18 protein-coding genes are annotated in these 21,613 nt (G+C 41.1%); all 18 read right to left on the bottom strand.

Annotation, left to right across the window (positions count from 1 at the left end; genetic code table 11):
• Positions 1-83: 83 nt before the first annotated feature.
• The 18 genes from sigE to rsmH all read right to left on the bottom strand — a co-directional run bounded on the left by sigE (position 84) and on the right by rsmH (position 21,503).
• Positions 84-803 (bottom strand): RNA polymerase sporulation sigma factor SigE, encoded by a 720-nt coding sequence (gene sigE / locus BK575_RS20935; RefSeq protein WP_028394643.1) that lies wholly within the window; start codon positions 801-803, stop codon positions 84-86.
• 71 nt (positions 804-874) lie between these two features.
• The gene (gene spoIIGA / locus BK575_RS20940; protein WP_078413444.1) at positions 875-1,801 is read right to left on the bottom strand and encodes a sigma-E processing peptidase SpoIIGA; all 927 of its coding nucleotides are present in this window, start codon (positions 1,799-1,801) and stop codon (positions 875-877) included.
• Between the two features lie 415 nt (positions 1,802-2,216).
• Positions 2,217-3,368, bottom strand: a complete 1,152-nt coding sequence (ftsZ, locus tag BK575_RS20945) for a cell division protein FtsZ (protein WP_028394645.1) — start codon at positions 3,366-3,368, stop codon at positions 2,217-2,219.
• A gap of 38 nt (positions 3,369-3,406) precedes the next feature.
• Positions 3,407-4,696, bottom strand: coding sequence for a cell division protein FtsA (gene ftsA, locus BK575_RS20950; RefSeq protein WP_078413447.1), 1,290 nt, complete (start codon positions 4,694-4,696; stop codon positions 3,407-3,409).
• A 112-nt stretch (positions 4,697-4,808) separates the two neighbouring features.
• Positions 4,809-5,171: a small basic family protein gene (locus BK575_RS20955; RefSeq protein ID WP_028394647.1), complete on the bottom strand. Its 363-nt coding sequence runs from the start codon at positions 5,169-5,171 to the stop codon at positions 4,809-4,811.
• A gap of 18 nt (positions 5,172-5,189) precedes the next feature.
• The gene (locus tag BK575_RS20960; RefSeq protein ID WP_235867429.1) at positions 5,190-5,897 is read right to left on the bottom strand and encodes a DUF881 domain-containing protein; all 708 of its coding nucleotides are present in this window, start codon (positions 5,895-5,897) and stop codon (positions 5,190-5,192) included.
• A gap of 87 nt (positions 5,898-5,984) precedes the next feature.
• Positions 5,985-6,689, bottom strand: a complete 705-nt coding sequence (locus BK575_RS20965; RefSeq protein ID WP_078413449.1) for a DUF881 domain-containing protein — start codon at positions 6,687-6,689, stop codon at positions 5,985-5,987.
• Positions 6,673-7,470 (bottom strand): cell division protein FtsQ/DivIB, encoded by a 798-nt coding sequence (locus tag BK575_RS20970; protein ID WP_078413451.1) that lies wholly within the window; start codon positions 7,468-7,470, stop codon positions 6,673-6,675. Before BK575_RS20970 ends, BK575_RS20965 begins: the two co-directional genes overlap by 17 nt.
• A gap of 214 nt (positions 7,471-7,684) precedes the next feature.
• The gene (gene murB, locus BK575_RS20975; protein ID WP_078413453.1) at positions 7,685-8,590 is read right to left on the bottom strand and encodes a UDP-N-acetylmuramate dehydrogenase; all 906 of its coding nucleotides are present in this window, start codon (positions 8,588-8,590) and stop codon (positions 7,685-7,687) included.
• A gap of 80 nt (positions 8,591-8,670) precedes the next feature.
• Positions 8,671-9,762, bottom strand: a complete 1,092-nt coding sequence (gene murG, locus BK575_RS20980) for an undecaprenyldiphospho-muramoylpentapeptide beta-N-acetylglucosaminyltransferase (protein WP_078413455.1) — start codon at positions 9,760-9,762, stop codon at positions 8,671-8,673.
• Positions 9,763-10,039: 277 nt separating this feature from the next.
• Positions 10,040-11,140, bottom strand: coding sequence for a stage V sporulation protein E (gene spoVE, locus BK575_RS20985; RefSeq protein WP_078413457.1), 1,101 nt, complete (start codon positions 11,138-11,140; stop codon positions 10,040-10,042).
• A gap of 131 nt (positions 11,141-11,271) precedes the next feature.
• Positions 11,272-12,621, bottom strand: coding sequence for a UDP-N-acetylmuramoyl-L-alanine--D-glutamate ligase (gene murD / locus BK575_RS20990; RefSeq protein WP_078413459.1), 1,350 nt, complete (start codon positions 12,619-12,621; stop codon positions 11,272-11,274).
• Positions 12,622-13,596 (bottom strand): phospho-N-acetylmuramoyl-pentapeptide-transferase, encoded by a 975-nt coding sequence (mraY, locus tag BK575_RS20995; RefSeq protein ID WP_078413461.1) that lies wholly within the window; start codon positions 13,594-13,596, stop codon positions 12,622-12,624. It abuts the gene before it with no gap.
• A gap of 73 nt (positions 13,597-13,669) precedes the next feature.
• Positions 13,670-15,136 carry a UDP-N-acetylmuramoyl-L-alanyl-D-glutamate--2,6-diaminopimelate ligase gene (locus BK575_RS21000; RefSeq protein ID WP_078413463.1) on the bottom strand — a complete coding sequence of 489 codons (1,467 nt, stop codon included), beginning with the start codon at positions 15,134-15,136 and terminating at the stop codon, positions 13,670-13,672.
• Between the two features lie 668 nt (positions 15,137-15,804).
• Positions 15,805-17,721 (bottom strand): stage V sporulation protein D, encoded by a 1,917-nt coding sequence (locus BK575_RS21005; RefSeq protein WP_078413465.1) that lies wholly within the window; start codon positions 17,719-17,721, stop codon positions 15,805-15,807.
• 63 nt (positions 17,722-17,784) lie between these two features.
• Positions 17,785-20,022: a penicillin-binding protein gene (locus tag BK575_RS21010; RefSeq protein WP_078413467.1), complete on the bottom strand. Its 2,238-nt coding sequence runs from the start codon at positions 20,020-20,022 to the stop codon at positions 17,785-17,787.
• A 4-nt stretch (positions 20,023-20,026) separates the two neighbouring features.
• A complete protein-coding gene (ftsL, locus tag BK575_RS21015) occupies positions 20,027-20,380 on the bottom strand; it encodes a cell division protein FtsL (protein ID WP_078413469.1) in 354 nt (117 codons plus the stop codon).
• Between the two features lie 190 nt (positions 20,381-20,570).
• Positions 20,571-21,503, bottom strand: a complete 933-nt coding sequence (gene rsmH, locus BK575_RS21020) for a 16S rRNA (cytosine(1402)-N(4))-methyltransferase RsmH (RefSeq protein WP_078413471.1) — start codon at positions 21,501-21,503, stop codon at positions 20,571-20,573.
• Positions 21,504-21,613: the final 110 nt, after the last annotated feature.

A 21,613-nucleotide genomic window follows, 5' to 3' on the forward strand; every position in this document is an offset into this window, starting at 1 on the left:
GTAAGGGAGCTTGCCATCCGCTTATGCGTAACGAAACGGGCATGGGCGTTCTTTGCCCATGCCCGTTTCGTTGCGTGGATTCCCTATACCATTTTGTTGAATTCTTTTCTGAGTCGCTTGATGATGCGCTTTTCAAGACGGGAAATATAAGATTGAGAGATTCCAAGCATATCAGCTACATCCTTTTGCGTTTTTTCTTCTCCTCCCTGGAGACCAAAACGCAGTTCCATGATTTGTTTTTCACGGTCGTTAAGCTGGTGCAGGGCCTTCAATAATAACTTCCGATCAACATTGGCCTCTAAATCTTTCGTAATAATATCTTCTTCAGTACCCAATACGTCTGACAACAGCAATTCATTTCCATCCCAATCTATGTTTAATGGCTCATCAAATGAAACTTCAGAGCGTATTTTATTATTACGGCGCAAATACATTAAAATTTCATTTTCAATACATCTCGATGCATACGTAGCAAGCTTAATTTTCTTTTCGGGATTAAACGTATTGACCGCTTTTATAAGACCGATTGTACCAATGCTAATTAAATCTTCAATATTGATCCCTGTGTTTTCAAATTTACGGGCAATGTATACTACAAGTCTTAAGTTTCTTTCAATGAGCAACGAGCGGGTTGCCTGATCTCCTGTCGGAAGTTTTTTCAGCAGCACTTCTTCTTCTTCCTTTGTCAAAGGAGGCGGCAGAGCTTCGCTCCCTCCGATATAATGTACTTCATCTGTTTTAAGCCCTAGTTTAATCAACCATTTATACCAGAACAATTTTAAGCGAATAGCATATGTAGACATTACATATCCCCCTTCTATTTATGAATTTTGTGAGTATGATATTATTAAGGATTGTGTACGTCGAAGGATAATCATGAAGCAGATGAAACGCTTCCCGTCACCAACAGTTTAGGATGTACGATACATTGATAGGCATTTTCCGGTGATAAGGCCGTATGGCTAATACCGATAAGGACTTTTTGAATACGGATCAAGTCTTCTTTATATTGAATTGTCATGGAGTCAGGTTTAAAAGCAAGCATAAATTGATGAGAATGTCCAACCGTTCGAAACGGAATAACTCTTAATTTAGACTGCCATTCTTCCGGTACATGTTCATAAAAAGTCATGGACTGAACATCTTTTGTTGCTTCAATTAGTTCGGTTGGAACAATATCTTTCATAGCCTCTGCCGTAATAATGACAACAGGAGTTTGACTTAATGGATCATATAATTGGTTTCCACTATCAATCAGCCCTTTTACTGAAAAAAACTGTCTTTCATTCATCGATATACAGACCGGAACAAGCTGATCAAATGTTATGTTTTTCATCTTTAAATCTTCAATCCTTGTTTTAGAAAAATAAAACAAGACAGGAAAACAAATGATGATGAACAACCAGCTGACAGGGTCCCCATATTCATATCCGATTGTCTCAGATGTCCCTTCAAAGATTAAATACTGTTCATCAAACATGAAATGGAGCCCCATAAGCCCCCCTCCTACAACGAACGTCGAAAAATAAAAGGTAAGCACATTTTCCAAAAAGTAACGAAGACGCCGAAATCCAAATGTTACCCATACCATTACAAAAGAAAACATAAATTTTATTACAGGATGCAGCATGAATTCTGACCACGGGGTAAACATAAAAAGAACAATAAGAGATCCTATAACCCCGCCACATATCAGCCTCCACCACTTAATATTTCTCTTTAATACTACACTGCACAACAACAAAAGCATTGTATCTAACCCAACATTCAACAGCCATATTAGATCTAAGTAAATGGACAAATCTTAAGTCCACTCCATTCTTTAAAAATCCCTTGTTAAAATCTAGTATATAGTACATCCTATTTTAAAGTCTGTCAGTTCATGTTGATAAACGAGTAGAAGTTTTGCCGTATTTATTCGAGTTTTGTCATTCCCCGTTTTTATTAGGTATTTTTTTTGGCAAGATGCCTTATTTTCCCCAACTACACTGCTTACAACTTTTCGGAAGGAGCTGCTCTAAAAGTCTCTAATGAATTATATAAAGGAAATTTTCATCGGCGGGGTCTTGCTGTCCATTAATGAGGAATAAACGGATTTTCAAATAAAAGACCCCGTCACCAAATCCTGATTCTCCTGGATTTTTATGACAGGGCCTTTTATGAAGATGACCCAAAAGGACGGTTTCGTCCTTTTGGGTCATCTTCTTTTTATCGTATTATCGTCTTCTATTGCGATTGCGTAAAAATGTCGGAATATCTAACGCTTCTTCTGGCTGCTGCGTTGGGCGGCCATAATCTTGTACCGGTTCTTCACGTTTCACCGGCTCGCGTTTAGGTATTTGAGGTTGCTGAGGCTGTGCCTTTGGTGCTGTTGTCATTGAAGGACGAGCAGCTCCTTTGAATGATGGAACATCCTGGTCATTAAAGCCTGTAGCAATAACCGTAACAACAATTTCATCTTTTAAATTCTCATTAATAACAGAACCGAAAATCATGTTTACTTCTTGATCCGAAGCAGATGCCACAATATCAGCCGCTTCTTGCACCTCATATAAACTTAAATTCGTTCCGCCTGTAATGTTCATTAACACACCTTGAGCTCCATCAATGGAAGTCTCCAGCAATGGACTGGAAATAGCTTTCTTGGCCGCTTCTGCTGCACGATTTTCACCTGTTGCAATACCGATTCCCATTAAAGCAGATCCTTTATTGGACATAATGGTTTTTACATCCGCGAAATCTAGGTTGATTAAACCAGGTACGGCAATCAAGTCTGAAATCCCTTGTACACCTTGACGCAATACGTTATCTGCTTCACGGAACGCTTCCAGCATCGGAGTATTTTTATCGACGATTTCAAGTAAGCGGTCATTCGGAATGACGATTAATGTATCAACCGCTTCTTTCATCGCAGCAATACCGCCTGCGGCTTGTGTTGCACGCTTTCTTCCTTCAAATGTGAAAGGTCGTGTAACAACCCCAACTGTTAAAGCTCCAAGTTCACGTGCAATTTGTGCAATAACCGGAGCTGCACCAGTACCTGTACCTCCGCCCATTCCGGCTGTTACGAATACCATGTCCGCCCCTTTTAACGCTTCTTGGATTTGTTCTTTACTTTCTTCCGCTGCCTTTTTACCTACTTCCGGGTTTGCACCTGCTCCCAGACCTCTTGTCAATTTAGCACCGATTTGCATTTTAATCTCTGCTTTTGATAAATTAAGAGCTTGTGCATCTGTATTGACAGCGATAAATTCTACACCTTGAACTCCGTGCTCAATCATGCGGTTAACGGCGTTGTTTCCACCGCCGCCGACACCGATAACTTTTATGGTCGCTAATTGGTCTACACTTGTATCAAACTCCAACATTATAGTTCCTCCTAATTCATCGAAATTACTTTGCTTCTCTATTCAAAGAAATATCCGAAGAACTTCTTCATCTTATTCGAAAAATTTTCGTCCTTTTTCTTTTGCTTTGGTTTTGGCGGTTGTTGAGGAATTTCTTCTTTCTCAACAGCCACTTCTTCTATCGGTTGATGAACCGGGGCACTGATTTGCCGCCCTTGAATCTTTGCGTTTTTATAAGCAAATTTAATTAAGCCGACACCCGTTGTATATTGTGGCTCTCTAACGCCAATGTAATCCGGAATGGCAATTCTTACATTATTCTTTAAGACGAGTTGAGCTAAATCAAGCACACCCGGCATAGTCACTACTCCACCAGTTAGTACATAGCCCCCCGGCAATTCTTTAAAACCTAACCTTCTTGTTTCCTGAGAGATAAGTTCCAAGATTTCTTGCAATCTAGCTTCAATAATTTCCGAGACTTCTAACTGGTTGAACTGCTGATGTTGGTCGCTTCCGATAATGGGAACACTAAATACTTCTTCTTCGGATGCATAATCATAAAAGGCATGTCCATGTTTTACTTTTACCTTTTCAGCGTCCTCTGTTGATGTTCGTAATACAATTGATAAATCTTTTGTAATATGTTCTCCACCAACTGGCAATACAACCGTATTCTGTAAGCTTCCTTCACTGAATACCGCTACGGTTGTCGAACCGCCGCCAATATCCACCAATGCGACACCCAAGTTTTTTTCATCATTTGATAAGGCAATTGAGCCGGCTGCAAGAGGCTGCAAGCAAATGTCTGTAATCTCTAAGCCAACACGCTCTACGCAGCGTAGAAAGTTATGTAGAATCGTTCTTGACCCTGTAATAAGGGTACCTTCCATTTCCAAGCGGACACCGAGCATTCCTCTAGGGTCTGTAATTCCTTCCAGCCCGTCTACGATAAATTGAGTTGGAATCACATCAATTACTTCCCGATCTGGTGGAATCGACATTACTTGTGCCGCATCTAATACACGCTGCACATCTTCGTTTTTGATTTCACGGTTTTCACTTGATACAGCTACGACACCATGACAGTGCTGCAGATGAACGTGATTGCCGTTGACTCCCACTACTACTCGCTTGATATCAATTCCAACCATTCTCTCTGCTTGCTCTACAGCTTTTTTGATGGATTGAACTGTTTCATCTATGTCAACAATCGAACCTTTTTTAAGCCCCTGAGACTTTACATTTCCAACTCCAATTATATTCAAAGAGTCATTATTCATCTCACCAATGATTACTTTCACACTGGATGTACCGATGTCAAGACTTACATATATTTCATTGCTGTTCATTCTTTGGCACCTCCTTTGACATCAATCCAATACTTTTAAATAGAAGAACAACAATCATTTTCTCTATTACATGAAAATATTCAACAACTACAGCAGTTTCCCCTTTTTAAAATCAGTTTTTTTCGATTTTTTCTTTTGCCTCCGACCATTTTGTCAATAAAATTCTTCTAATGACTGCAATGTTTTGAAATAGACGAACGCCAAAGGCAAAAACGGCTGCTAAGTATAAGTCTACACCAATATGTACACCGAGAAAAGCTAAACTTGCAGCTAAAATAATATTAAAGAAAAAACCGGAAATAAACACCTTTTCATCGTAAATATTTTGCAAATGAGCCCTGATTCCGCCAAAAAGTGTGTCCAGAGCTGCAAGAACGGCAATCGACAAATAGTTCGTATATTCATCTGGGATGCGAATTTCCGAAAGCAAACCAAGTACAATGCCGAGCATTAAACCTAACAAAGGAAGCCACATGCCGATTGGTTCTCCTTTCTATTTCGAATTTACAGGTAAAATGTTTTTAACGCGGATAGCGTCATTGTAAGCCGGCACTGTTACTTCGCTTAAAGGCTGTGAAATCGACAGTTTTAAATTCTCAACAGCAAACTCATCCGGTGCATTGGAAACTTGCATGCGGTTATACAGTTTCTCCGCATCTTTGGCAATGACTTTAATTTTAAAAGGCAGCTGTGTTAACCAGTAATCGTTCACTTTTGTACGCCCATTTATGTCTCTGATTACTGATGTCGCAATGATACGCTGGTTGGCCACTGCCACATTCTCTGCCTCATATGAATTCAGTTCGTTAACGAGCCTTTTTAGCAGTTCGGGAGAAACACTTTTTACTTCTTGTCCAATAAGAGATTCATCGAAAAGAGGCTCAACGGTCAATATGATCCCAGGACCCTTTACTTCCGTCAGTCCCGCCTCTTTTTGCAGCTTTGCCAAGGTTTGTTGAAGAGCAGCCTTCTTGCTGTTATTTTGTTCAACTTCATAATTGCGCAACTGATCTTCGTACGTACGAATTTCTTTTAAGATGGCTGCCTGTAACTCCTGCTCTCTTTTCAGATCCTCTCGAAGCTGCCACATATCCCTTGTGTCGCGGACGACAGGCTGCTTTGTCGTTTGAAACATGACTGCCACCATAAAACCGATCACTATTGTAATAAACGTGAATTGAAACTTTTTTTTACTGGTCAAGCACAAATCCCTTCCTTCTTATTTACCCTTTTCCGGCCAACAAGAAAAGCGGAGGCGACTGCATTTTTTAGCCTCCAAGAAAGGATGCTACACATTTTGCTCAGAGTGAATAATCGGCTCCAACACAATTTCATCTTTCTTGGCCATTTTCACAACAATATTATCTTCTACGAGCTGATCTTTTACTCCACCTGTAATATTTAAGGCAGGATACAAAACATCTGGATTGCCAATGGCCGAGATTACAAAGGGGGCAGGAAATTGCTTGCCGTCGACAGTAATAACAGGGCCATTACATGAAATATAAGAATCTTTCGATAAACGCTGGCCATTAATGGCCACAGCGGATGCACCTGAAATGTACAGCTCGTTCACCACTTTAAATACATGGCTTTCATGAACGATATAGTTGTTGGCGTTCTCTTCTGTTGGAATGTATGAAGCATCGGCTAACGTGACTTCTACACCGTTTCCCTTGACAGCGATTTTCCCTGTATACATACGCAATTTTTCAACATCCTCAACGAGATTAAATAAAATTTTCTCTTCGTTGGCAAATTCTTCTTCCACTTCTCGAACTTTTTTTTGCTTTTCAAATAGTTCTTTTTGCAGTTCGCGATTGAGCTGTTCCTGTTCAATGAGCATCTTCCGATATTGATATTCGTTTGTCCATTGACGGCTTGAAATTTGATTGGCCGACTCTCTTTTCGTAAACTGATACGAAAATGAAATCATAAAACCCAACACTAGAAAAACGAGTGACAGGATGACATATTTACCTCTCAGTCTCATTTTTCTCCTCCTCTTTTTCTGCACCCATACCTTCATAGTCTCTAAAATAACGAAGTCCTTCCAGATCTAAGTAAATTACTCCCCGCCTTGCAGGGTCAAGCTGGCTGACAATGGAAGGATAAGTAATCATTTGCTCTGAAAAATTCCGAATGGTTGCACTGACTTCTCTTCCATCATTCATATACAAATTGACATGCAAGGAATCTGATTCTTCCGGCGTATAGTGAATTTCGGAAATTGAACCAACAATGCTTTTAGGCAGCTTATTCAGCTCTTCGACCATTTCTTGAATGGCTTCAGGCTTGTCCCAATTAATAAGAAGAGGAGCGTCAGACGATAAAGGATTACCTTTTACTGCTTTGAGTACCTTCCCCTTCTCAGTAATCGGCAAATACCTGCCCTTTTCCACTACATAAGCAACCCGTTCATATTCTTTAATATGGATTTCCACCGTATTAGGAATTTTTTTATTTACAATCGCTTCTTTTACTTCTGAATGCCGCTGAATTCTCTCTTCAACTTCTTTTGCATTGAAATCCCAATAACTTATATTAGTAGACAGCCCGCTCATGGAAATGATTTCTTTTTCTTGTACGTGACGGTTCCCGACTACTTGAATCTTAGCAATATTACTGAGCGATGATTGTGTGTAAATAATCAACAGAATAAGGATGAAAAACAGTGAGATATAAAAAATAAGCCTTCTATTTACTTTCTGTTTTCTCTGTTCTTTCAATTTCGGTAAACGGTCTTCTAATAAAATAATTTTTCCTTTTTCCATAAGTCCCTTCACCCTTATCATTTAGACGGACAAACGGCATGAATATGCCGTTTGTTCGTCAGTGACCATATATTTAGATACGACCATTATAGCATAACAAGTAACATGGCAAAAACAGGCAATGAAAGGATTTTTTCAAGATTAGAAAATTTTGATCAGTCAACATTCCCTTTCCTTTTCGCAATCCTTCCGCCCCAATGCTTGAACATCTAAACTAGCGGCCGACAATTTCAACTTCCGTTTGCATATTTACACCAAATTTTTCACGAATTGTTGTCTTTACATGCTCAATTAAATTTAATACATCCGCAGCTGTCGCCTGTCCGGTATTGACAATAAAGTTGGCATGCTGATTACTAATTTGCGCTCCTCCCACTGAATAACCCTTCAATCCTGCCTTTTCAATTAAGTTCCCGGCATAATCCGGGAGAGGGTTACGGAAAATGCTGCCTGCACATGGATAATTCCAAGGCTGTGTTTCGCGGCGATAGTCTTTATTTTTTTGCATGGATGATACAATCTCATCCCTCACTCCCGCTTTCAAATGCAGCTCGGCTTCCACACAAACTCCCGGACGCTTCGTTTGCAAAATGGAGTGGCGATAAGAAAATTCAAGCTTCTCATTTGTGAGCCATTCCAATCTTCCATCTTCAAATAAAATAAGAGCTCTTTCCAAAATGGATGACATATCAGAGCCATGTGCCCCTGCATTCATATAGACTGCCCCGCCAACCGATCCAGGAATGCCTCCGGCAAATTCCAGTCCGGACAATCCTTGTTTACTAAGGACCGTAGCTAGTTTAATGAGGGAGTATCCTCCGCCGACTAACACCTTTTCTCCGTCTACTTCTAAGTGATCGATGCCGTTTCCAAGCTTTACGACTACTCCTTCTATTCCTTTATCCGATACCAATAAATTAGAACCGCGGCCGATGGCACGCCATTTTGCCCCATTAGCCGTAATGATAGCCATCGTCTTCTTCAAGTTGTCAAGGCTGCTCGGCTCGACTAACAAATCAGCCGGTCCCCCGATTTTCATTGTCGTATGGTTTGCGAGCGGTTCATTTCTTAGTACTTTACCGACACTTGCCTGTAACAATTCCTTCTCTAAAACTTCCATGACATCCTCCTACATGTTCGTACGTTATTCTTGATGTTGTTTCTTTATCATATGAACCAAAGCCTAGCTTAGGTGCTACTTTATTTCACTAAGTCGATCATCACTTTATATAAACGATTAGCAGCATCTGGAATTCCCAGGCGTTTCGATGCCTGCTTCATTTCTTGCAATAACTGTGAATTGGTTAAAATGCGATCGATGTTATGTAATAGCTCTTCCCCGTTCAATTCCTGCTCTAAACATAGGATAGCCGCATCTTTATCGCTCAGTGCTCGAGCATTTTTTTCTTGATGGTTATTTGTAACATACGGGCTCGGAATTAAAATACTTGGAAGACCAAGCGCCGTAATTTCCGCAAGGGTTGTCGCTCCTGCTCGGGCTACAATTAAGTCAACGCCGGCCAACACTTCGGGCATGTTGTGGACGAAAGGTTTAATAATAACATTCTCAGGGTTGCCAACCTTTCGGACCTCCTCCAACACTTTATCATAATGTACGTCTCCTGTGATATATAAAAACTCATAATCTTTCCCGCCAACTTTTCCCAATATTTCCAAAAAAGCTTCATTAATCGGCTTGGCTCCCCGGCTACCTCCCACTATGAGCACAGCCTTTTTTCCTTTCGTCAAACCAACCGATTCCTTTCCTCTGTTTCCGTCTTGGTAAAGAACTTCAGAGGCTCTCGGGTTACCCGTTAAAACGACCTTTTCCTCCGGAAAATAAGCAGCTGCCTGCTCAAAACAAATGGCAACCTTATCAACATATTTGCTTAAAAATTTATTGGTCAACCCCGGTACGCTGTTTTGTTCATGGATAATGGTAGGAATTTTCATTTTATGAGCCGCATACACGACAGGTCCGCATACATATCCTCCCGTTCCGATGACTATATCAGGTTTAAACTCACGGATATATTGTTTACTCATTTGGACCGCTTTCAAAAAGTTGATAATAGTCTTCACATTATCCATGGAAAGCTTACGTTTAAACCCGGAAATTTCAACCGATTTGAATGGGATATCCGCTCTTTTAACAATGGTACTTTCCAAGCCTTTTTCCGTACCGACATATAAAAACTCTACTTCTCTATGATACTTTTTAATTTCATTAATAAGGGCAAGGGCTGGATAAATATGCCCCCCTGTACCGCCGCCGCTTACTAAAACTTTCATCATAATCCACCTCGTTCAATTCGACTTCTCACATCATATCACAAATACATATTCATTCAATCATCTTTAAGTTACATTTTGTTTACATTTAAAGAGGATGTTCCGGCAGTCTAAAAGGCAGACTGTCGGAACATCCTCCTGAAAAGATCTGTTTGGATGAGTTTGTACACAACATAAAATTTTAATGTAACGTTCTTTTCAGATCAGTTTATTTGATTGCTCTCCAAGAAGTTCTAACAACCTCTTTTATCACTTTTTATTATACATGCCTCATCCATTAATAGCGAGCATATCTGCTAACATTTAATAACACCCCGACACCTGCCAGCATAAGGGTTAAAGAGGATCCGCCGTAGCTGAGAAACGGAAGCGTGATTCCCGTAACCGGCATAAGACCTGTGACAACCCCGATATTAATCATGACTTGAATCGCAATCATAGAAATGATCCCAATCGCTAAAAAGCTTCCATATAAATCAGGGGCTCCAAGAGCAATCCTGACGCCTCTCCAAAGCAATAAGCCAAACAACAGCAAAACAAGTGATCCTCCAATAAAGCCCAGCTCTTCTGCCAAAATGGCAAATATGAAATCTGTCTGCGGCTCAGGTAAATAAAAAAACTTTTGCCGGCTTTGCCCCAGACCTAGCCCCAATAAACCGCCGGGTCCGATTGCGTACAAGGATTGAATGATTTGAAACCCGCTGCCCAAAGGATCTTCCCACGGATTTAAAAACGACGTAATTCGCTTTATACGATATGGAGCAGATAATACAAGGGCAACAAATCCCGCCGCTCCCGCCACTCCAAACCACATAAAATGACTGACCCGCGCTCCCGCTACAAAAATCATGACCACACACGTTCCGACCATCACCGTTCCTGTCCCTAGATCCGGTTGCAGCATAATAATTCCAAATGCTAAAAAGACAATGGATAACGATGGTACAAGACCTTGTTTAAAGGAAGTAATTTTTTTCTGATTCTCAGACAAAAATTTAGCAAGAAATGCAATCATGGCAAATTTCATAAATTCTGACGGTTGGATGGAAAAAGCTCCGACTCCAATCCAGCTTTGGGATCCGTTTCGGACAAGACCTACCCCAGGGATTAACACGAGAACAAGCAATACAAAACAAACAATAAGAATAACTTTTGCCCATGTTCTCCATGTCCAATAATCGATATTCATAATAACAAACATCGCAATGATCCCGAGTCCCGCAAATAACATTTGTCGTTTGGCAAAGAAAAACGAATCGTCAAACTTATATGTAGCCCATACCGCACTTGCACTGTAAACCATAATAAGGCCTATTGTGAGCAACGAAAGAGTGAGCAATACAAGGATAAAATCGGGAGCAGACCTTTTTGTCGACAATGTGATCCACCTCTAGCTTCTATAAATTAGGGTGTTTGAAAAAAGAGTTAGAAAAAGAATGACACATATGCTGGACGTAAAATGTGCAAACTCTTTATCTAACTCCTCTCCTCGTTCAAACAGACAAGCCCTTACTTAAGCTTATGCACCGCTTGAATAAACATGTCACCACGTTCTTCAAAAGTTTTGAATTGATCCCAGCTCGCGCAGGCCGGCGATAACAAGATGACGTCTCCGGCTTTGGATAATTCATGCGCTGCAGGAACTGCCTGTTCAACATTATCGACACGTTTAACGAATTGTATTCCCGCCTCACGTGCTGCTCTTTCAATTTTCTCCGCGGTTTGTCCAAAGGTGATAACCGCTTTTACACCTTTGAGCGACGATATTAAATCATCGAATTCATTACCGCGATCCAATCCGCCTGCAAGCAAAATGAGCGGCTGAGAAAAAGCGGAAAGCGCTACTTTCGTGGCGAGTATATTGGTTGCTTTCGAGTCATTATAAAATTTTCGACCGTTCACTTCTCCAACAAATTGCACACGGTGCTTTACACCCGTAAAAGTAGTCAGTACTTTATGAATAGCTTCATTTGAAGCCCCATACAATTTTACAATCGCAATAGCAGCTAGAATATTTTCTAAATTATGCTTACCTGGAAGGACGATTTCTTCCACCTTCATGATAGGCTCATCATTAAAACATACATGGTTATTTTTTACGCAGGCTCCTGCCGATAACTGCTTGGTGGATGAAAATGGAATAAGCTTTCCTTTATATTGTCCCGCCAGTTTCATTACGAGTTCATCGTCTGCGTTGACGACTGCATAATCATCTTCTGTTTGATTTTTGAAGATATTTGCTTTGGCTTTTGCGTATTCTTCTTTTGTCCCGTGGTAATCTAAATGCGCTTCAAAAAGATTCAACAATGCTGCAATTTTAGGCCGAAACGATTCAATTCCCATTAACTGAAAAGAAGACAGTTCCGTTACAATCACTTGGTCAGCCTCTGCAGATTGGGCAACTTCGCAGGCAACCGTGCCAATATTACCTGCAATTAATGGATTCTTCCTGCTTTCCTCCAACATTTTAAAGACCAGGGTAGTTGTCGTCGTTTTCCCGTTACTCCCCGTAATACCGATAAAAGGTGCTTTACTGATTTGGTAAGCAAGCTCCACTTCTGTTATGATGGGCAACCCGCGTTTAGCAGCTGCTGCCAATAATGGATTCGAATACGGAATTCCGGGATTTTTGATGATGACATGAATGCCTTCCAGCAATTCTAACGGGTGACTTCCACATACGACTTTGATTCCGATCTTTTCTAATTCCCTCGCTGCTTCATTTTCTTCATAAGGCTTTTGATCGTTCACGATTACGTTAGCGCCCAATTCATGAACAAGCTTCGCGGCAGCAGAACCGCTTTTGGCCAATCCTAAAATCAATACATTTTTATTTTGATAACTGTTTGCTGTTTTCAATTAGATCCACACCTCAACATAAATTCCAAGCATCGCAAATAATAATCCTACTGCCCAAAACGTAACGACCACTCGCCATTCAGACCATCCGCTTAACTCATAATGGTGATGAAGCGGGCTCATTTTAAATACACGTTTTCCTGTTGTTTTAAATGAAATGACTTGGATGATAACAGATAAGGTCTCAATAACGAAGACACCGCCAATTAAAATAAGTAAAATTTCAAGCTTCATTAAAACTGCAATTGTAGCAATCGCACCGCCCAAGGCAAGGGAACCGGTGTCTCCCATAAAGACTTTTGCCGGATGGGCATTAAACACTAAAAACCCTAATACCGCACCGACCACTGCCACAGAAAAAATGGCGACATCAAATTGTGAATAATTCCATGCCAATACGGCAAACGCCCCAAATGCGACTGCACTCGTCCCCGAAACAAGTCCGTCCAATCCATCCGTCAAATTGACGGCGTTAGAAAATCCTACCAGCCAAATAATCAAAAAGATGACATAGGACCAACCCAAGTCAATGGAAAAATCCGTTCCGGGAATGGAAACGACTGTTGAAAATTCATGTTGCTGTGCCACTAAATAAAAGATGATGGAAATGAGTACTTGCCCAAGAAATTTTTGTTTTGATGTTAGGCCCAAGTTACGCTTTAAAACCACTTTAATAAAATCATCCAAAAATCCTAATAAACCAAAACCAAGAGTCACAAATAATAAAAGGTACGTTTCAATGGTCGGTTCCAGATACTTATTCGTCATCACCAGTGTAGTAACGATAATGGAAAGAAGAATCATGATTCCTCCCATCGTCGGTGTTCCCGATTTTTTCTGATGGGATTTCGGACCTTCTTCTCGAATGCTTTGACCGAATTTTAATCTTCTTAAGAAGGGAATAAAAATAGGGGAAAGCAAGACGGAAATCAAAAACGCCAACGCCATCGTAAATAAAATTACTTGCTCTAGCATACTATTCCCTCCTTTCGGCCTTTGTTAAAGGTACCCTCCATATGAAGAAGAATAAACTGTCTGTTTGTATGCATTACGAATTACGCTCCCTAATTAAATTACGTGCTGTTTCACGATCATCGAAATCCAGCACTTCACTTCCGATAATTTGATACGTTTCATGACCTTTTCCGGCAATTAAAATGACATCATCCGCTTTTGCTTCTTTTATGGCATGTGCAATGGCTTCTTTCCGGTCAACGATGCAAAGGTAATTGGCCGCCTTTAAGTCTTTCGTCATATCTTCTAAGATTTGATTTGGATCTTCACTGCGCGGGTTATCCGATGTAAAGATGGCAGTCGTGCTGTACATTGCCGCAATTTGTGCCATAATCGGCCGCTTTGTACGGTCGCGGTCTCCGCCGCACCCAACAATAACATATATATTTCCTTTTGCAAATTGTTTAACCGTTTTTAAGACATTTTCCAAACTATCTGGCGTATGGGCATAATCAACGATAACCGTAAAATCCTGCCCTTCGTCTACCACTTCAAAACGGCCGGCGACTCCTTCAATTTGAGCCATTTCTTCGACAATGAGCGAAAGAGGGATACCAGAAACTAAACATGCGGCAGTAGCGGCTAGTACATTATATACACTGAACTTCCCAATTAGTTTCATTTTTACTTTTTTCGTTTCATTTGGAGTCACCAAATCAAAAGTCGTACCTGAGTTCGTCATTGTAATGTTCTTTGCCATAACATCACTTTCTTGATCGATTCCATATGTAATGACTGTTGCTGCCGTATTTTTGATGAATTCCCGTGTAGAGGCATCATCCGAATTTAATACGGCAAATTTCGGTTTTTGATGATGATAGCTGTTGCCAAGCTGAGCGAACAGCAGACCTTTGGCTCTGCGATAATCTTCCATTGTGTGATGATAATCAAGATGGTCTTGAGTTAGGTTTGTGAACACAGCAACATCAAAATCACATCCATGAACTCTCCCTAAATCAAGGGCATGGGAAGATACTTCCATTACAGCCGTATCTACATTTGCTTCTACCATTTGATAAAAGGTTTTTTGCAGCGTCAACGATTCAGGAGTCGTATTTTTCACATCAAATGTCTGATCGCCGATACGGATTTGAATCGTTCCGATTAAACCTGTCTTCTGGTTGGCTGCCTGGAATACTTTTTCCATCAAATGTGTCGTGGTCGTTTTTCCGTTTGTGCCTGTTACCCCAATTAAGTGCATCTTATGAGTAGGTTGGCCATAAAAAGCATCGGCTAATACCGCCATGGCTCTTTTTGTGTCTTTAACAATGATAACAGGAACTTCCAGTGAAAGCGGTTTTTGAGACAAAACAGCAACCGCCCCTTTTTCAACCGCCATTCCAGCAAAATCATGCCCATCCACTGTATATCCTTCAACGCAAATAAAAAGAGAACCCGGTTTGACTTCACGTGAATCCATTTCAATGGAAGTAATAGATATATCTTCTTCCGGCACCGCTGTAAAGTCGTGCAAATAAGACAATAATGTTCGTAAATCCATATTTAAATCGATCCTCTCTAGTTTACTTTATCCCGCATTAACAGGCAGTAAGGCCCCCAATTCCGACGCACAGGATGTGCTAGCGAAGACGTGGAGATTGACATCGCGTTTTTAGTCTTCGTTCTTTACCTCGGAGAAGCTTAAGCAGGGGATAACTGCCCGTAAAAGCCCGATAAGCTCGACTAACCATCAGTAGGGGATGAAAGAAAACCGCCACTGATGGAAGTTTCCTTTATATGAGTCCACTTTAATTTTTTAATGTTACTGTCTTTTTCCCCTACTTCCTTTTCTGTTCTTTCATCTTGAATTGACTTTCGGGGTTCTCTCTTATAAGCGACCGGCAAGAACCCGCAAGGGAGCTTGCCGGCCGCTTATGCGTAACGAATGGAACATAGACGCTCTTTACTCATGTCCCATTCGTTACGTGGATTCATATATAAACTCCATTTTACAGAAAAAGAAGCCACGGGGGAATTCCCCCAAGGCTTTATCCCGCTATAACAGGCGGTAAGACCCACTTTTCCAAGCGAGACTCCTCCCATCAGAGCCCGGTTAACTCAGCTAAAGCTTCATATTAAAACAACATTAGCATTAAGGCAAGAGGCACTTTTGTCCTGTAAGAGACACCCCGCTATATTCGTGGAAGCCTTTGCTTTATTATTCTCTGACTAAGACTCCCCCATGTATACCCTTATTGTGGAACCTTCTTTTACTTTTGTTCCAGGAGATGGTGATTGACTTACGACCTTTTCCCCATTTCCGCTGAGATCGAGTTTTAAATTCAACAATTGCTGTTGTAATTCCTTTGAGGAAAGACCTGTGAAATCAGGCACTTTTACAAGAGGAGTATCAAGCCATGTTAATTCTTTTTCAATTTGTCCTTCCCTCGGCTTTACTCCAAGAACAGGCAAAGCGTCTTCCATAATTTTCCCAACTATTGGAGCAGCTACAACTCCACCGAATTGAACCGTCCCCTTCGGGTTATCAACCGCAATATAGACAACAAGTTCAGGCTTATCGGCAGGAGCAAACCCAATAAATGAAACAATATGATTGTTTTCTAAATATCTTCCGTCTTTCGCCTTTTGAGCGGTACCAGTTTTTCCTCCAACCCGATAGCCATCAACGAATGCCCCTTTTCCAGACCCTTGCGCAACAACACTTTCGAGTGCGAAGCGGACTTGTTTAGATGTTTCTTCCGAAATGACCTTTTTCTTTGCAATCGGTGCTTGTTTGCTTATCACATCACCGGTTATAGGGTCTACCCATTCTTTGGCAATATAAGGCTGATACAGCGTTCCTCCATTGACCGCTGCCGCAACCGCCGCCACTTGTTGGATTGGTGTCACCGCTACCCCTTGCCCAAACGCTGTCGTCGCTTGTTCAACAGGGCCTACACGATCTAATGAGAATAAAATCCCTTTTCCTTCACCTTGCAAATCGATGCCCGTTTTTTGACCGAAGCCAAAGTCACGAATATATTGAAAAAGCTTATCTTTTCCTAACCGTTCCCCAAGTTCAACGAAACCGGGGTTACAGGAGTTTTGGACAACTTCCAAAAAGTTTTGGTGCCCATGTCCTCCCTTTTTCCAGCAGCGTAGTCTCGCTCCTGCTACTTCTGCCGCTCCATCATCATAAAATTGATCTTTTAATAAATCAACCTTTTTTTCTTCTAAAGAGGCAGCAAGCGTAATGATTTTAAATGTCGATCCGGGCTCATACGCGCTCCAAACAGGCAAGTTCCGATTATAGACAATGGGATCGACGTTTTTGTAATCAGCAGGATCGAAGTCGGGACGGCTTGACATCGCCAATATTTCTCCAGTGTTTGGGTTCATCGCAATTGCAATGATTCCATCCGGGTTATACGTCGCTTGGGCAATATCCAATTCCCGTTCTACAATCGTTTGAACGCGAGAGTCAATCGTCAGTTGCAAATTGAGTCCGTCTACAGGGGCTGTATAATCATCAGCAATATCGGGCATTTTCTTGCCTTTCGCATCTGAGTAAAGCTTGACGAACCCTCTATCACCGCTTAGCTGCTGATCATAATAGGCTTCTAGTCCCATTAAACCTTGGTTATCGATGCCCGTAAATCCTAACACATGGGATAAATAGCTTCCAAAAGGATAGTGTCTTTTGGAATCCTCACCGATGTAAACCCCTTTTAAACCAAGCGCATGAATCTCATTTGCTTTTTCATTCGTAATTTTGCGTCCTTCTGGAATACGCTCGATTGACACTTTTTTTGTTATATGCTTATACGCCTTTTCTTTCGGCATATCCAAAATAGCGGCAAGCTTTTCTGCCGTCTTAACCGGATCTTCAATCTGCCTTGGCATAACCCACACTGTAGGGGCACTTTTATTCGTAGCAAGCGGCACTCCGTTACGATCTAATATTTCGCCCCGTTCCGGCTCGAAAGGTAAATTCCGACTCCATGAACCTTTCGCCTTCTCTGTTAACATGTCACCAAGCACAAATTGAACATATCCAAGTCTGACATCAATAATAGAAAAAATCAGTATCCCAGCAAGCAGAACGAACGTTAGGCGCTTGCGAACAGTAACCGTTGAGACACGCATATTTTCCGAACCCCCTTCATTACGGCTCGTTCCAATATATGCTTGTACCCATCGAGATAGAACTTACTGATCGAGCGGGCGTTTTTCTGCCTCCTTCGCTTCTTTTTCCTTTAGCTTTTCCTTTTTTTCTTCCTCTTCCGGATTCTTAATCAATTGTTTTGGTGACTTCAATTCAACGATTAAATAATCCCCTTTTTTTATAGGCGATCCCGAAGCAATATTTTGTTTTACGACATATCCCGTCCCTAAAGCACTTGGCTCAAGAGATAAAAACTCACTTAAACGCAGAACATCGCGATAAGACCAATTCGTCAAATCTGGAATGACAGCTTCTCCATTCGTTTTTAAGAATACTCTCTCACCTTTCATGACTCTTTCTGCAGCGGCTGGAGACTGTGCTTCCACCTTATCTCCTTTTCCGACAATCACTGGAACGAACCCTTTTTCTTTAAGGCTGGCTGCAGCCGACTCGGTCGATTTCCCTGCATATGATCCCATTTCTACCCCGTATTTTGTTTTCTTCACAACAGGGGGTTTTTCTTCTTCCGGTTGAATGTTCAAGTATTGCAAGCTATTTTTCATGACGGAATTGAAAATGAGCGACACAGGAGCGGAACCTGTTTCTTGCATCGTCAGCTTTGGTTGTTGAACCGCCACGTAAACTATTAAAGAGGGATTATCCTTTGGCGCCATTCCTAAAAAAGAAAACGTATTATTGCCGTGTCCATACAAATACCCTCCCCCTTTTGGATTAGGAATTTGTGCTGTTCCTGTTTTTCCGGCTACTTGGTACCCCTCAATATCATACGGTTTACCAGTGCCATTGGGAGAAGTGACGACTGTTTCTAAAATATCCAGTACTTTATCCGCAGTTTCTGGTGAAATTGGCTCACCTGCCACTTCAGGCTTTTTCTCGACCTTTGCTTTACCTGTCGTTGAATCCACCACTTTTTTAATCACGTAAGGCTTCATCATCTTTCCTTTGTTCGCGATAGCCGTAGCCGCTTGCACTTGTTGGATTGGCGTAAACGTCGAGCCTTGCCCAAATGCTGTTGTAACTTTTTCTACTGGATATTGATATAGAATATTACTAGTTGTTTCTCCAGGGATATCGATACCTGTTGGCTGGTTAAAACCAAAACGATTGTAGTACTGCAATAAGCGATCCGGGCCTAATTTATCATTTGCTAATATAGCGATCGCTACATTGGATGAACGCTGAATCCCCTCATTAAAGGTAATTGTTCCCCAACCGGATTTATTATGATCCCTAATTGTGCGATCTGCTATTTTATAAGCACCCGATTTAAAATATTCATTTCCGTTATATACCCCTTCTTCAATAGCAGCAGCTAAAGTAAAAATCTTCATTGTAGAACCCGGCTCAAATCGATAGCCAATGGCATCATTTACGAAGTTATTAATATTTCGGACGTTAGGATTAAAACTTGGCCGATTACTCATTGCCAAGATTTCTCCTGTTTTTGGATTGGCTACAATCCCTATTACTTTTTTCGGATTATACTCCTTGACTGCCCGGTTCATAGCGTCTTCTAAAAATGTTTGAATCGTCTTATCGATTGTTAAATAAACGTCATCGCCATCTTTGGGAGGCACGATCGACTCTTTTGGATCTGGAAGTTTCAAGCCGTTTCGTGCACTCTGATACTTCATATAGCCGTCTGTTTCTGTCAACTCTTTATTAAAGAGCTCTTCAACTCCCATTTTCCCTATCGTTTTTCCTTCATCATTTTTTTGTGCATATCCGATAATGTGAGAAGCGAATACGCCATTTGGATAAAAGCGTTTGGAATCTTGAATGAAGGTGATGCCTGGAAGTTTTAACTCTTCAATTTTCCTTTTTGTTGTATTACTGATATCCCTTCCCCCAGGACCAAGCTCTACTTGAACACGCCCTTTTTTAGACATTAACTCTTCAAGCTTACTTTCTTCCATATTGAGCAGCGGCGCGAGTTTTTTTGCTGTTTTGCTAGGATTGGCAACGTGCAGCGGCTTTTTAGGATCTTTCGTTTGAGACGGATCCAAAATCGCTACAACGGTATAGGCTCCTGTATCATGAGCGATGGCCTCTCCCGTGCGATCATATATCGATCCCCGTTTTCCTTCTATCACGGTTTGCCGCGTATGTTTTTTTTGGGCAATAGCAGCTAATGTCTGTCCTTCCGCTTTTCCGGTAGCTTGGATGTAAAAAAAGCGGGCAGTCAATGTAAAAAAGAGGGTAGCAAATATTAAAATTAATACTGCTGCTCCTCTACTTGTGTTTTTCTTATTTACCAGCATACACTCAATCCTGAACCACTTTAACGTTATTTTCGTTCAAATCCAATCCAAGCTCTTTTGCTTTTGCCCAAATACGCTCATATGTGCTCAATTCTACTACTTGCAGCTTAAGTTCATTATTTGCTCGCTCTTGAGAACTAATTTTAGATTCAAGCGCTTGAATGTCTGCATTTACATCATATAGACTCACCTGGTTGGAAACGATTTGAACCGAACCGAAAACCACCCCGATGAAAAAACCTGCATATAACACTTTTTCTCCTACGGAAAAGCGAAATTTTTTCTTCTTGCGTACCTTTTGAACTTGTTTTTGTTGTTCATTTTGTTTCTCTCTTACTTGATATGCTAAGTTCCCCATACAGTTCTCCTCCTTTTCGACTATCCCGTTTTTAGATGATGTTCAACAAGTCCGGGAAAAATGACCATCGAATTTCGGCGTCAGCTTGCTTTTCCGCTACTCACGTATTCATAATATACGCTCCGTTGCTCAAAGCGGCGCTTCCTTGAACTTCTCGGTCCTTTTTGTCCTCCTTGTTGAACTCATACTTTTACAATTTTTCTATAATCCGCAACTTTGCCGAACGTGCACGATTGTTCTCTTCCAACTCTTCATCAGAAGGTAAAATTGGCTTTCTTGTAATCAATTTAAACTTCGGTTTAAATTCATCCGGAATAATTGGAATTCCAGGAGGCAGCGGCGGCGGCGTACTCGCATTCTTAAAAGCCACTTTACATATGCGATCTTCGAGTGAATGGAAAGTGATCACACTTACTCGTCCGCCTGGTTTAATGACTTCCATTGCCTGACCGAGCGTATCCTCAAATACTTGCAACTCATCATTTACCGCAATCCGTATTGCTTGAAACACCCGTTTGGCAGGATGTCCGCCGGTACGTCTTGCTGGTGCCGGAATGGCATCTTTTATTAAATCGACCAGCTCAAGCGTTGTTTCAATCGGCTTTTGTTCCCGGTATGTTTCGATTTTACGTGCGATTTGTTTGGAGAACTTTTCTTCACCGTATTGAAAGAAAATCCTTACTAGCTGCTCATAAGGCCATTCGTTGACTACATCATAAGCCGTTAATGGAGCATGAAGATCCATCCGCATGTCAAGAGGCGCATCATGATGATAGCTGAATCCTCTTTCAGGGGTATCCAATTGAGGAGAAGAAACTCCCAAGTCAAATAAAACACCGTCTACGTAATCAATTCCATGCTCAGCAAGTTTTTCTTTCAAATGTTTAAAATTACTTTTAATGATGGTTATTCGTTCCATATAGGGACTTAGTTTAACTTTTGCGTTTTCAATTGCTGTTTCATCTTGATCAAATGCAATCAATCTCCCCTTTGAGGAGAGCTTTTGTACAATATATTCACTATGGCCGGCTCCCCCTAGGGTGCAATCGACATACATCCCATCTGGACCAATATTCAATCCTTCTGCCGCTTCTTTTAAAAGCACTGTGGTATGCTTAAACATGTTGGCACCTACTTCTTTCTCCTACACGAATCCATATAGATAGTTAATGTTAATAATCATTTTCGAGTGATAGCAAATCGCTTTTATACTAACGGTCAATTTTTCCGTAA

Origin of the sequence: Priestia abyssalis, assembly GCF_002019595.1 — a bacterium.
Taxonomy (GTDB): Bacteria; Bacillota; Bacilli; order Bacillales; family Bacillaceae_H; genus Bacillus_BA; species Bacillus_BA abyssalis.

Coding starts and splice junctions, on each gene's coding strand:
- sigE (WP_028394643.1), bottom strand. CDS start 803: ATGTCTACATATGCTATTCGCTTAAAATTGTTCTGGTATAAATGGTTG.
- ftsZ (WP_028394645.1), bottom strand. CDS start 3,368: ATGTTGGAGTTTGATACAAGTGTAGACCAATTAGCGACCATAAAAGTT.
- ftsA (WP_078413447.1), bottom strand. CDS start 4,696: ATGAACAGCAATGAAATATATGTAAGTCTTGACATCGGTACATCCAGT.
- BK575_RS20955 (WP_028394647.1), bottom strand. CDS start 5,171: ATGTGGCTTCCTTTGTTAGGTTTAATGCTCGGCATTGTACTTGGTTTG.
- BK575_RS20965 (WP_078413449.1), bottom strand. CDS start 6,689: ATGAGACTGAGAGGTAAATATGTCATCCTGTCACTCGTTTTTCTAGTG.
- BK575_RS20970 (WP_078413451.1), bottom strand. CDS start 7,470: ATGGAAAAAGGAAAAATTATTTTATTAGAAGACCGTTTACCGAAATTG.
- murB (WP_078413453.1), bottom strand. CDS start 8,590: ATGGAAGTTTTAGAGAAGGAATTGTTACAGGCAAGTGTCGGTAAAGTA.
- murG (WP_078413455.1), bottom strand. CDS start 9,762: ATGAAAGTTTTAGTAAGCGGCGGCGGTACAGGGGGGCATATTTATCCA.
- mraY (WP_078413461.1), bottom strand. CDS start 13,596: ATGCTAGAGCAAGTAATTTTATTTACGATGGCGTTGGCGTTTTTGATT.
- BK575_RS21000 (WP_078413463.1), bottom strand. CDS start 15,136: ATGGATTTACGAACATTATTGTCTTATTTGCACGACTTTACAGCGGTG.
- BK575_RS21005 (WP_078413465.1), bottom strand. CDS start 17,721: ATGCGTGTCTCAACGGTTACTGTTCGCAAGCGCCTAACGTTCGTTCTG.
- BK575_RS21010 (WP_078413467.1), bottom strand. CDS start 20,022: ATGCTGGTAAATAAGAAAAACACAAGTAGAGGAGCAGCAGTATTAATT.
- ftsL (WP_078413469.1), bottom strand. CDS start 20,380: ATGGGGAACTTAGCATATCAAGTAAGAGAGAAACAAAATGAACAACAA.
- rsmH (WP_078413471.1), bottom strand. CDS start 21,503: ATGTTTAAGCATACCACAGTGCTTTTAAAAGAAGCGGCAGAAGGATTG.